Raw genomic sequence first — 12,164 nt, 5'->3', positions numbered from 1 at the left:
CTGTCTCCCTTTTTTTGTTGGAAGGCTATTTATTTAGTAGTTCCTGGGAGACGGTTAGGAAATCCAAGCAACAACCGCGAGCTAGCTCCAGGCGAACGAGGTTTCTATGGCAATTCGTTTTGACAAATTAACGGTGAAGGCGCAGGAAGCGGTGCAGCGTGCTGCGCAGTTAGCCAGCGACAATGGCAACCCCGACCTTCTGCCTTTGCACATCCTGGCATCGCTGGTCGAAGATCCTGAAGGCATCGTGGTTCCAGTGCTGGAGAAGATCGGTGTCGGACCGCAGCAGGTGCTGTTTGAGGCCAACCAGAGAATCGAAAAGCTGCCCAAGGTTTCCGGTTCGTCCGCCCAGCCAGGTTTTTCACCGGCCGCGTCCAAGCTGCTGGATCAAGCGTTCAAGGAAGCCGACAACTTCAAGGATGAATACGTCTCCACTGAACACCTGTTGCTGGCTCTGACCAAGCTCAGTGGTGATCCCGCACAGGCCATTCTGGCCGGACAGGGTGCAACCCACGATGCCATTCTGAAGGCGCTCACCGCGGTGCGCGGCAGCCAGCGGGTGACCGATCCCAATCCCGAAGCTAAGTATCAGGCGCTGGAGCGCTACGCTCGCGACCTGACGGAGCTGGCGCGGCGGGGAAAGCTGGATCCGGTAATTGGCCGCGATGAAGAGATTCGCCGTGTGGTTCAGGTGCTATCGCGCCGGACCAAGAACAATCCGGTTTTGATTGGCGAGCCGGGTGTAGGCAAGACGGCCATCGTGGAAGGGTTGGCTCAGCGCATCGTGGCGGGGGATGTTCCCGAGGTGCTGAAGAACAAGCGAGTGATTGCACTCGATCTAGGAGCCATGCTGGCGGGAGCCAAATACCGGGGAGAATTTGAAGACCGGCTCAAGGCGGTGCTGAAGGAAATCGAGGAGTCGCAGGGGCAGATCGTTCTATTCATCGACGAGCTGCATACTTTGGTAGGGGCCGGAGCGGCGGAGGGTGCAATCGATGCCAGCAACATGCTCAAGCCCGCGCTGGCCCGAGGCGAATTGCGCGCCATCGGTGCGACCACGCTGAACGAATACCGGAAATACATCGAGAAAGATGCCGCGCTGGAGCGGCGCTTCCAGATTGTCTATGTGGGGGAGCCAAACGTTGAGGACACGATCGCCATTCTGCGCGGCCTGAAGCAGCGATATGAAGTGCATCACGGCGTGCGCATCAAGGATTCGGCGATTGTGGCCGCGGCGACGCTGTCGCATCGCTACATCTCTGACCGTTTCCTGCCGGACAAAGCTATCGATCTGATCGATGAGGCGGCGGCATCGCTTGCCATACAAATTGGCTCGGTTCCTACCGAGGTGGATCAACTGGAGCGCCGGGTTACTCAGCTGGAAATCGAGCGGCAGGCGTTGCAGAAGGAGCGCGATGCCAATTCGCGGGAGCGGCTGGCGGCTGTCGAAAAGGAGCTGGCGGGGTTGCGCGAGCAGATCAATGCGCTACGCGCCCGCTGGGAGCAAGAGAAAAAGAGCATTAACCGGGTGCGCGAGTTGAAGGAGAGAATCGAGCAGCTGGAAATGGATCAGCAGACGGCGGCGCGCAAGGGCGATTACACCCGCGCTTCCCAGATTCAGTACGGCGAGTTGCCCAAGCTCAAGGCAGAGCTGGAACGGCTGAGCGCGGAGATGGACGTGAAGGGCTCAGGCACGCGCATGCTGAAGGAAGAGGTGGACGAGGAAGACGTCGCCCGCATCGTGTCCAAGTGGACGGGTATTCCGGTCTCGAAGATGCTGGAGGGTGAGGTCAAGAAGCTGGTCAGCATGGAGGACCGGCTGCGGCAGCGCGTCATCGGGCAGGATCAGGCGCTTGAGCGGGTAGCTAATGCGGTGCGGCGTTCGCGCGCCGGGTTGAGCGATCCCAAGCGGCCGATCGGGTCATTTATATTTCTGGGTCCAACTGGGGTCGGCAAGACCGAACTGGCTCGCGCCCTGGCGGAGTTTCTCTTCGACGATGAGCACAACCTGGTGCGCATCGACATGTCCGAGTACATGGAGAAGCACGCGGTGGCGCGGCTGATCGGAGCGCCCCCGGGCTATGTGGGATACGACGAGGGCGGTCAGCTCACGGAAGCGGTGCGCCGCCGGCCGTATTCGGTGGTGCTGTTCGATGAGATCGAGAAGGCGCATCCCGACGTGTTCAATGTGCTGCTCCAAGTGATGGACGATGGGCGGCTCACCGATGGCCGTGGCCGGACGGTGGATTTCCGCAACACCGTCATCATCATGACCTCAAACATCGGAGCCAGTTACCTGCAGGCGGACAATCTGCGGACTCCAGAGGCGTTTGAGCGAGCGCGGCAGCAGGTGCTGCAGGCGGTTCAGGCGCACTTCAAGCCCGAGTTCCTGAACCGGGTCGATGACATGATCATCTTCAATCCGCTGGGACGGGAGCAGCTGGAGAAGATCATCGACCTGCGGCTGGAAGACCTGCGGCGGCTGTTGGCGGATCGCCGGATCACGCTGGAGCTGACCGAGGCGGCCAAGGACCTCATCTTCGCGCAGGGTTACGACGTGGCTTATGGTGCCCGGCCTCTAAAGCGCGCCATTCAGAAGCTGGTGCAGGATCCGCTGGCGTTGAAGATCCTGGATGGCGAAGTGCTGCACGGCGACCAGGTGGTGGTCGATACCGATAAAGCGCGCGAAGGGCTGATGTTTACGGTCAAGCGCCGGGCGGCGGCTGAGAAAGAGAAGCCTGCGAAGGAAGTGGCGGGGGCGGGGCGGAGGTGAATCCAGCGTCGATGAAAATCCCCACCCTATCGCTCCAAGAAACGGATGCTACAAGGGGTGGGCAATCCTTGCTGACTGGTTCTGTCCCAACCTCCATCGTCCAACGGAGAGAACTGGTTAGAAGACAGAACCGCAAGGTCTTTCGACTCGGGCCGGGGTTGGTGTACCCAGCCCTCGCTCAAGATGACACATGTGAACATTCAGGCTGTAGATAGAACTAACCGTAGCTTAGTGCTGATTGCTGACTGCCGAGTGCTCCCTCGTTGACACTCCCTCCCACTGCGGCTACCCTTAAGGGTGACGTTTTGCCCCCGCCGTCATCTAATTCTCTGATGGTCATGAAGTTACTACGTCAATTCGTGCGCCTGCTGGCTATGGCGCAGCTTCTGCCAGCCCTGGAAAGTGGAGAGGAGACCCTCGTCGGTGGCCAAGCCGTGCTGGAGGGCGTGATGATGCGCTCGCCGCATGCCTGGGGGATTGCCGTCCGCAAGAGCAATGGGCAAGTCATGTCGCACTCAGAGCTGCTGGACCGCCCCTCGGAGAAGCACAAATGGATGGGATGGCCGGTGGTGCGCGGCGTAGTCACGCTGGGTCAGGCGATGGCGCTGGGTTTCCGCGCCTTGCGTTATTCGGCCAATGTGGCGCTGGACGAGATGCCGGTCAATGAAGAGGGCAAAACCATTCAGCTCAGCGGATGGATGGTGGCCGCCAACGCAATTCTGTCAGTGGCGTTTTTCATTTTCATGTACAAGTTCCTTCCGCTGGTGGCGGCCACGGAGCTGAAGCGGGTTTCGCCCGCGTTCGGCAACCAGATCGTGTTTAACCTGGTGGATGGCGCCATCCGCATCGGACTTTTTCTGCTGTTCATCTGGGCAACGTCTCTTTGGGGCGATATCCGGCGCGTGTATCAATATCATGGCGCCGAGCACAAGACCGTGTTCGCCTTCGAGGCCCATGATCCCATGGAGGTGGAAGCGATCCAGAAGTATTCGACCTTCCATCCCCGCTGCGGCACCAGTTTCCTGATGACGGTGATGCTGATCTCGATTTTGATCTACACCCTCGTTCCGGTGACGACTTTCTGGGCGCGGTTTGGGATCCGCATTGCGCTGCTGCCGGTGATCGCGGGAATTTCCTATGAGATCATCCGTTTCGCGGCCAAGCACCGGGGTTCGCTGTTTGCCATCATGACGGCTCCTGGCCTGTGGCTGCAGCGAATCACCACCCAGCCGCCTGATAACTCTCAGGTGGAGTGCGCCATGGTTGCCCTCGATCAGGCGATGGAGTTGGAAGCCCAGCGCGGCGGCCAGTTGGTACTTGCCTAGGGGCGCCGCCCCTGAAAATCAGCAATTAGCAATCAGCAATTAGCAACCACAAGGTCCTTCCACTCGGGCCGGGGGGTTATGCCCGGCCCTCGCTCAGGATGACAAATATATGTTCGAGAGATTGGAACAAATCGAAGCCAAATATGAAGAGCTGACGCGGGCGTTGGCGTCGCCGGAGATCGTGTCGGACTCAGCGAAATATCAGAAAACCGCCAAGGCGCACAGCGAGCTGATGCCGGTGGTCGAAAAATACCGCGAATATAAGGATCTCAAGAGGGGCATCGCGGAAAGCAAGCAGATGATCGAAGAGGAATCGGACGCGGAGTTGCTGGCCTACGCGCAGGAGGAACTGACGCGCCTGGAAGAGCGGGAGGCCAAAGTCGAGGAGGAACTCAAGCTGCTGCTGATCCCCAAGGATCCGAATGACGAGCGCAACGTAGTGCTGGAGATTCGCGCCGGAACCGGCGGCGACGAGGCGTCGCTGTTCGCGGCGGAGATGTTCCGCATGTACACGCGCTTTGCCGAGTCGCGGCGCTGGAGGGTGGAAGTGCTGTCAACTTCCGAATCAGGGGTGGGTGGGCTGAAGGAAGTGATTGCCCTGGTCGAAGGCGCGGGCGCGTATTCGCGGCTGAAGTACGAAGGCGGGGTGCATCGGGTGCAGCGCGTGCCGGAAACCGAGCAGCAGGGGCGAGTCCATACTTCTACTGTAACGGTGGCGGTGATGCCGGAAGCGGAGGATGTGGACATCAAGATCGATCCCAAGGACATCCGCATCGATACGTTCTGCTCATCCGGACCAGGTGGGCAATCGGTGAATACGACTTATTCAGCGGTTCGCATCACGCATTTGCCCACGAACACTGTTGTAAGCTGCCAGGACGAGAAGTCGCAGATCAAGAACCGCGAGAAGGCGATGCGTGTGCTGCGGTCGCGCCTGTACGAAGTGGAACAGCAGAAGCAGCAGGAAGCACTGGCCAAGGAGCGGCGGTCGATGGTGGGATCAGGGGATCGCAGCGAGAAGATACGCACCTATAACTTCCCGCAGAATCGCGTGACTGATCACCGCATTGGCTTGACCCTGCACCAGTTGAGCGAGGTCATGGACGGCAAGCTGCAGCCGGTTATTGATGCCCTGACCACGCACTATCAGGCCGAGAAGCTGAAGCAGGAAGCAGGAGCGATGGCGTAAGAGAGCAGTCAACAGTAAGCTCTCTGCAGTAGAAATCCCACCTTAGCCAAAAGAGGGCTAGGGTGGGGCACCCAGCCTGTTCTAAACTCTGCGCGCGGCAAAGCAATCGCCCCTGCAATATGGCCGTGACCATCCAGCAAGCACTCCAGGATGCGGTGGCCAAACTCACCGCCCATGACGTGGGTTCGCCGCGCATGAACGCCGAACTGCTGCTGATGTTTGTACTGGGAGGCGATCGTGCTTTTCTTTTTGGCCATTCCGACCGAGAACTTACGTCGGAGGAAGAATCGCGCTACGAGGAAGTGATTGCCGAGCGCGCAACAGGTGTGCCGGCGCAGTACATCACCGGACATCAGGAGTTCTGGGGTTTGGACTTTCTGGTTACGCCTGCGGTTCTGATTCCGCGTCCGGAAACCGAGCATGTGGTGGAGACCGCGCTGGAGTTGGTGCGGACGATTGAGCGTCCGCGGATCGTGGACGTGGGCACCGGATCAGGCTGCATCGCCCTGGCCCTGGCGAATGAGCTGCCAAGGGCGGAGATCAGCGCGCTCGATGTGTCTGAGGAGGCCCTGGAGGTTGCCAAGGCTAACGCTGCAAGGTTGCAGCTAGACCGCCGGGTCCGGTTCCAGCAGAACGACCTGCTGGCGGGCTTCCCGGCGGATCATTTCGACCTGGTGGTCTCGAATCCGCCATACGTGGGCGAGCGGGAATCCGACAAAGTGCAGGCCGAGGTGCGCAAGTTCGAGCCTAAGGTGGCGGTTTTCGCGGGAGCGGAAGGAATGGATGTAATTCGGCGTCTGCTGCCGCAAGCGCACGATGTGCTTAAGCCAGAAGGGTGGCTGCTGGCGGAAATTGGCTTCTCACAATCGGCGATGGTGGCGCGCCTGGCCGGCCACTGGAGTGAATTGAAGTTCGTCAACGACCTGCAGGGGATACCGAGGGTGCTGACGGCGAAGAAGTGAGGGAATGATGCAGTGCTGCGTGAAGACCCCACCCTTACGCCCAAAAGCGGGGCTAGAGGGTGGGGCACCCTCAGCAAAGCGGTTTAAAGTGGGCACCCTCAAGATTTTTGGGTCAGCAAAGGAAAGCCAGCCTCGGGATGACAAGGGAACTGTAATCAGTGGATGGTGGCGCGGGTGCGCTGCAGTTCGCGGTAGGCTTCGCTCTTGGAGATACCGAATTCGCGGGCCACGCGCTTAAGGGCGGACTTCTCGTCGAGCTTTTCCGCCTCCATCACAGCTTGCAGCCGCTCGTGGATGCTTTCCTTCTTTACGGGCATTTGTTCGTGCGCACCATTTTCGTCGGGCTTAGAAATCAGCAGGGTGATCTCACCCTTGAGCTCGCGCGACTGCGCCTCCTCGAGCACCGTCTGCGCACGTCCACGCAGGAATTCTTCGTGAATCTTGGTGACCTCGCGGGCCAGGACCACATGGCGAGCCGGGCCGAGCACCTCGACGATGTCTTTGAGCGTATCGAGAATGCGATGCGGGGCCTCATAAAAAATCTGGGTGCGGGAGAGATCCTTGATGGATTCCAGGGCCTTGCGGCGCTCTCCAGTCTTGTGCGGCAAGAACCCACCGAAGCGGAAGGACTCGCCGGGTAACCCGCTGGCAACCAGAGCCGCCAGGAAGGCGGAGGCCCCGGGTATAGGAATAACTGGAATGTGGTGGCGAATGGCGAGGGAAATCAGGCGAAAGCCGGGATCGGAGATCCCTGGCATGCCGGCGTCGGTGACCAGGGCGATGCTGGCGCCATTTTCCAGATCAACAATGAGCTCCGGGGCCCGGGTCATTTCATTATGTTCGTGGTAGCTGACGGTCGGGGTACGAATTTCGTAGTGATTGAGGAGCTTCTGCGTCTGGCGGGTATCTTCGCAGGCGATGCGGTCCACTTCGCGCAGCACGCGGAGAGCGCGCAGGGTGATGTCCTCCAGGTTGCCGATGGGCGTGCCTACCACGTACAGCGCCGGACCACGTGGAGCTGATGTTGCCGACGGTGGCTGGGCGTTGTTTTCCCGCTTTACTGCCATACGCAAAGTTTAGCACTTGCTGCCCGGGCGGGAGGCAAGTTCCAATGCGCTGGCCCCGGCTGGTTAATTGACCCTTCCGGGGCTGCGACTTACAATCGCGGCGGGCATCTAACTATCCGGAATTCAGATATTAAGGAGCGCTAAGGCGTGCCGCTGTACGAGTACCGATGTCGGAAATGTCAGCATGTTTTTGAAAAGATCCAGAAGTTCTCCGATCCGCCCGTGGCGGAGTGTCCGAAATGTGGAGGGAAGGTGGAGCAGCTGCTCTCCCCGCCGGCAATTCAGTTCAAGGGCGGCGGATGGTATGTGACCGACTACGCGAAAAAGGGGGGAGCGTCTTCGAGCAGCAGCGACGGGAAAAGCGGAGGCGAATCCACGTCGGGATCAGCGGATTCCAAATCAGAGGCCAAGCCTAAGAGCGAGAGTAAGACCTCCAAAAAGCCAGGCAAAGAAAAGTAGGTCGGAAGTCGGAAGTCAGCAATCAGCGATCAGCAATCAGCCGAATCGAGTGTTAACTGCAGATCCCTCGGCCGCCCTCCGGCGGCCTCGTGATGACAAACAAATCCAGGATCTCTCGACTCGAACTGGAGCAGATCTGTTACGCGCGAACAGCCCTGACGTCCAGATATTCGGCTTCGACAGCCACTGTCCCATCTGTGGCCAGGTTGTGTTCCGTCCACAAGGCTTCCATCTGCGAAGCGAGTTCCGCCTGACCTGTGGGGTCGAGCCTGGCGAAGGCCGCCTGCGTCGGACCGAAGTGTTGCCGGAAGAAAGCCACCACTTCTTTGGGACCAAAAGGATAACGGAAGGCCGTCTTGTGCCTGGTCATGCTCAATTTGGACGTCCCGCCGGAGAGCCGCTGCTCAACCGTAGCCTCGTCTCCCCAGAGAGTGGGGGCGGGGACGCCTGGAGGAGGAGGCACCATTTTGGAAGTAAGCTGGAAGCTCTTGCCCACGAAGCCCTGGGGAGTCCAATTCGCCATGGCGATATGCCCGCCAGGCTGGCAGGCGCGAATAAGTTCCGCGGCCACGCGCTCTGGCCGGGGAGCGAACATGGCGCCGAACATGGAGAGCACGATATCGAATTCGTGATCGCCCTGGGGAAGGTCCTCGGCATCACCTTCCTGAAAATGAATGTTCAGTTGTTCGGACGCGGCGCGTTTGCGCGCTTGTTCCAGCAGATTTGGGGCGATATCCACGCCGGTGACCTGGGCGCCAGCCCGAGCGGCTGGAATCGCAGTGTTTCCCGTTCCGCAGGCTACGTCGAGAACGCGAGTGCCAGACTGAATGGGAGTGCGAGATATGAAGTTTTCCCCGGCTTCGACGGTGAACATGGCGATCCGGCCGAAGTCGCCGGCCATCCAGGTTGCCTTCAAAATGGACTTCAAATGCGTGAAATCAGCGGATGCAGTTGCCATGAATTCTCTTCCTGTAAGTTAGCAGATGGTATCTGCGGAGATAGGATTCAACAATTGGGGGGACAATCAGCAGTCAGCACTGAGCAGTCAGCTATTGGCACGTAAAGTTTCTGGTAAGGCTGAGGTGCTGATTGCTGAGTGCTAAATAAACCAGGCTGCGCCGGGATTCGACGCAGCCTGTGTCGTACAATGCAGCCTCAGCAAACCTGATCTCAGCGCGGTGCGAGCCTAGCTGAGAAAGAACTCCTTCACCAGTTGCCGCCAGTCCTGGTCGGGGATGGATGAAGCAATGTCATCCATGGCCACGCCACCATCTTGAGCCAGCGCTCCCAATGCGGCTGGCATGTGGCGCTGCAGCCGAGTGGCTGCTTCTTCCGTCCACCAGCGCGCGAGTGCGCCGCCGAGCAGGTTCTTGAAGTTGGTCTTGGCGTCAGGCGACTGCACCGTCACCAGCCAGCCTTCGCCGTAGGGATCTTTGCTCGCCAATCCCGGATTTGTGAGGGCGGCTTCGTTGATGTCAGCCACACTGCCTTCGATCGGGGAAAGCATTTCCACTTTCTGGCCATCGCGATGCACGGTCCAGATCTTCTGACCCTGACGGACCCACTGTCCGCGCTGCGGCAGGGAGAGGTGATCGATCTTGCCGGCCAATTTGGAAGCAAAGTCATCCATGCCGATGCGCACCAGCGTGGGGCTCTCATTGAGCGCCCAGGTGTGGCCGGGGTGATAGCGCAAATTATCCGGCACACGGAAACCACCAACCAGCGCGGGCTGCAGGCGTGGTTCAGGAAGCGCTTCGGTTACGCGCGCTGCGGGCTGTGCCGCCAGTTGTGCAGCCGGCTTCTTGCTGAAGAAATGATCAATGAGTAAGAAAACTACGAACGTACTGAGCACCATAATGACGGTCATGATGGGTCTCCTCTGGCTCGCCTGCTGAGGCAGCTTGCCACCTTTTGTTAAAGCAACTGCTGTGCCAGAGTGTGTCTTTGAGCTGGAAAGGTGAGGAGATCGTTTCAATCGATTGATTCGGCGATAGCTTGGGAGCAGAGCAAGAAATTGGAGCAGGAGGAGGTGCTGAATTATCGATCAGCAAATTGTTGAGCAATGCAACAGTGATTTGGGAACGATTCAGGTGCGGATGAGAAGCTTTGATGCAATTTCAATGGGTTAGCAGCGCACCAGGAGCTGATTGATTATTCATCAGGCGATGATGAACTTCTCAGCGACGCCGCAAGAATCAGAGCGTGAAATGCTGCTGAATATTTATTCGGCAAATAAAAAATTTGAATTTCCCTTCCCGCGGCTTTGCCTGTATCAAAGAAACACCCTGGCACGCGGGTTCCCCGGGGGCCCCCAATTAAGCTGGCGAGTTGATTGGTGGTTCATGAACCCGGAGCGACGGGGAGGAGAGCACGATGGCCCTGGACTGGCACTCTCTGGTGTTAATGGCGGCGGTTCTATTGCTGCTGGTGAGCAGGCGGAAGAATCGCTTTTGGCAGGGCGGGAGATTTTGAAAAAGAGTTATTCGCTCGAAGTAAACGGGCTCTGATCGCAGTCATAACGGTCGTCTTACGCTGAATGATATTTAGGTGAGGGCTGGGGTATCCCGCGCGGGGTGCCCCGTTTTTTTTTTGGGGGGGGAGGGGTAGCGGCTACTGTGGCGCCACACCCTGCACTACGATCGCCAGCGGATAGTCAGCGCCGGTGGCGGTTTTCGTTTTGGCGGCGAAGACGACATAGTCATCCGCGGTGCGAGTGACGGAGGGAAGCAGAGCACCAGCGGCGACCATGCTGAAAACGGCGGGATGCGCGGTTCCCGAGGCTCGCAGGCCCAGGCGGACAAGCTCCGCCTCAGTGAAGGTCCTGGCAGGATCAGGATCGGATGCTAAGGGCACCAGGAGAACGAAGTCGCGAGCTGGGGCCACGCCGAGGTGGTTGCCGTCGTTGGGAAGCAGGGCGTAGCGCATAGAATAGAGACCGGCTCTGATTTCCTGGCCGCGAAAATCAGAAGCCTGGTTGGGAAAGCGAATCACGCCAATGAACTCCGACTCGGAGAGATCGGCGTAGTTGGCTCCGTCAATCATTTTTTTGGCGACCGGGAGGTCTTTTCGCAGCCATAGGTCGCATAACGGCGCTCCACCTGAGCTGGCCCGGTATCCCTGAGGCTCGAGAACGGCGACGATCGCGGCGGAGGCAGCGGGATCGGACAAGGCTGCAACTGGTTCGACCTTTTCCGGGGCGAGGGTGAGAGCGAGGAAGAGGAATAAGAGCATGGGGGCGTAGTCTGGCAGATTGGGAGTGCAGCGGTCAGTGACGGGTGAAAGAATCCATGCGGGCTGCATTGCAAACTACGTCTGGAGCATCAACTGCTCGCATAATGGATTGTAAAGTCAAGAAAATATTTTCTGTGGCGCTTGACATCCTAAGTCTTTGCATTTACAGTAGTTATGGTGTTGCAATATGCGAGATGTAACCGAGGGCTGAACCCCGCCGTTACTTCCTATCATCCTGAGCTGTGCTAGCATCTATCGTCCTAGCTGGGAGCCATGTCAAACAGATTAACATCTGACTTTCTTATCGCGGAGCCTTCCTTCATCTCCGGTGTTGGCCGCTTGCTGGACTGGTATGGATTGTATGACGTGTACAACGCCAGCCAAAATGGTCGCGAAGCGGACACTAAGGCCATGTTTGCCGATTGGTATATCGTGGGTCAGGATATTAAGGACGCCATGATGGAATTCGAGTCAGATCAGCTTGTAAAATAAGCCCCATCAAACGTGGGCAAAAAACACCGCAATCGAGGCGCAATGGTCCCTTCAGCAGAAATGCGCATCCAAACAGCGATGCGTTTTTCTGGCGGGCCCCTGCCTCCACCTGAAGCCCTAGAGAAATATAACCAAGTCTTGCCAGGAGCAGCTGAGCGCATACTTGCCATGGCGGAAAGCCAACAAGCTCATAGACAGCATTTGGAAAAGCACGTCATAGAATCAAATGTGTCTGCCCAGACGAGAGGAACTTGGCTTGGGTTCTTTGTAGCGATGACTGTGATTGTTGGTGGAATCTGGTTAATCCACGATGGCAAAAACACAGCTGGACTGGCATCGGTTCTAACTGCATTGGGTGCTCTTGTGGGTGTATTCGTCTACTCGAAATATGAGCAAAAGAAAGAACTCGACAAAAAAACCGAAGCACTAGCGACAGCCGCCGAACGTGCTGGCGGTGCATGATGGCATGAACGCTTAATTAGGACCCTATCGGCTACGGGCAGTTTCGTTGACTTATCCGCCTGCTTAAGCTAGTCTAAAACCTTTGCGGTTCCGCAGTCGTCCGCCCCGAGTGTGTCTCTCTCAGCGAAGGGGCTAAGTCAGCGGTTCTTCTAGCGTTAATCATCTTGGGAGATTGAGATGTCTACTTATTTCCCCAAAGAGGGG

General features: G+C 58.2%; 12 protein-coding genes. 8 read left to right on the top strand and 4 right to left on the bottom strand.

Translation table 11 applies throughout. From position 1 onward, the window contains the following. The first annotated feature begins 106 nt into the window (after positions 1-106). The 4 genes from clpB (at position 107) to prmC (ending at position 6,249) form a co-directional block, all read left to right on the top strand. Entirely contained in the window at positions 107-2,773 is a 2,667-nt protein-coding gene (clpB, locus tag VEG30_01610) for an ATP-dependent chaperone ClpB (GenBank protein ID HXZ78594.1), read from the top strand. A 338-nt stretch (positions 2,774-3,111) separates the two neighbouring features. Next, complete coding sequence (locus tag VEG30_01605) at positions 3,112-4,098, top strand: DUF1385 domain-containing protein (GenBank protein ID HXZ78593.1); 987 nt, start codon at positions 3,112-3,114, stop codon at positions 4,096-4,098. A 109-nt stretch (positions 4,099-4,207) separates the two neighbouring features. Then, complete coding sequence (gene prfA / locus VEG30_01600; GenBank protein HXZ78592.1) at positions 4,208-5,287, top strand: peptide chain release factor 1; 1,080 nt, start codon at positions 4,208-4,210, stop codon at positions 5,285-5,287. A gap of 119 nt (positions 5,288-5,406) precedes the next feature. Next, a complete protein-coding gene (gene prmC, locus VEG30_01595) occupies positions 5,407-6,249 on the top strand; it encodes a peptide chain release factor N(5)-glutamine methyltransferase (GenBank protein HXZ78591.1) in 843 nt (280 codons plus the stop codon). Positions 6,250-6,404: 155 nt separating this feature from the next. Here the strand turns inward: prmC and rsmI are convergent, their stop codons facing one another. Then, positions 6,405-7,316 carry a 16S rRNA (cytidine(1402)-2'-O)-methyltransferase gene (gene rsmI / locus VEG30_01590; protein HXZ78590.1) on the bottom strand — a complete coding sequence of 304 codons (912 nt, stop codon included), beginning with the start codon at positions 7,314-7,316 and terminating at the stop codon, positions 6,405-6,407. Positions 7,317-7,463: 147 nt separating this feature from the next. Between rsmI and VEG30_01585 the strand changes: the two genes are divergently transcribed. Further along, positions 7,464-7,775 (top strand): zinc ribbon domain-containing protein, encoded by a 312-nt coding sequence (locus VEG30_01585; GenBank protein HXZ78589.1) that lies wholly within the window; start codon positions 7,464-7,466, stop codon positions 7,773-7,775. A 139-nt stretch (positions 7,776-7,914) separates the two neighbouring features. Here VEG30_01585 and VEG30_01580 read toward each other — a convergent pair whose 3' ends face one another. Both VEG30_01580 and VEG30_01575 read right to left on the bottom strand, forming a co-directional pair. Continuing rightward, positions 7,915-8,733, bottom strand: coding sequence for a class I SAM-dependent methyltransferase (locus VEG30_01580; protein HXZ78588.1), 819 nt, complete (start codon positions 8,731-8,733; stop codon positions 7,915-7,917). A gap of 228 nt (positions 8,734-8,961) precedes the next feature. Next, positions 8,962-9,642 (bottom strand): glycine cleavage system protein H, encoded by a 681-nt coding sequence (locus VEG30_01575; GenBank protein HXZ78587.1) that lies wholly within the window; start codon positions 9,640-9,642, stop codon positions 8,962-8,964. Positions 9,643-9,922: 280 nt separating this feature from the next. On the opposite strand from VEG30_01575, the gene VEG30_01570 reads away from it, so the two are divergent. Beyond that, entirely contained in the window at positions 9,923-10,282 is a 360-nt protein-coding gene (locus VEG30_01570) for a hypothetical protein (protein HXZ78586.1), read from the top strand. A 103-nt stretch (positions 10,283-10,385) separates the two neighbouring features. On the opposite strand, the gene VEG30_01565 is transcribed toward VEG30_01570, so the two are convergent. Next, positions 10,386-11,075, bottom strand: a complete 690-nt coding sequence (locus VEG30_01565; GenBank protein ID HXZ78585.1) for a hypothetical protein — start codon at positions 11,073-11,075, stop codon at positions 10,386-10,388. Positions 11,076-11,279: 204 nt separating this feature from the next. Here VEG30_01565 and VEG30_01560 point away from each other — a divergent pair, with 204 nt between their 5' ends. Together VEG30_01560 and VEG30_01555 are read left to right on the top strand one after the other, a co-directional pair. Next, positions 11,280-11,498, top strand: a complete 219-nt coding sequence (locus VEG30_01560; GenBank protein HXZ78584.1) for a hypothetical protein — start codon at positions 11,280-11,282, stop codon at positions 11,496-11,498. A 12-nt stretch (positions 11,499-11,510) separates the two neighbouring features. Continuing rightward, positions 11,511-11,960: a DUF2335 domain-containing protein gene (locus VEG30_01555; protein HXZ78583.1), complete on the top strand. Its 450-nt coding sequence runs from the start codon at positions 11,511-11,513 to the stop codon at positions 11,958-11,960. Positions 11,961-12,164 lie beyond the last annotated feature (204 nt).

The organism is Terriglobales bacterium (genome assembly GCA_035624455.1).
Taxonomy (GTDB): domain Bacteria; phylum Acidobacteriota; class Terriglobia; order Terriglobales; family Acidobacteriaceae; genus DASPRM01.
The sequence above is the reverse complement of the archived record's forward strand: the minus strand, read 5'-3'. Positions and strand labels throughout refer to the sequence as shown.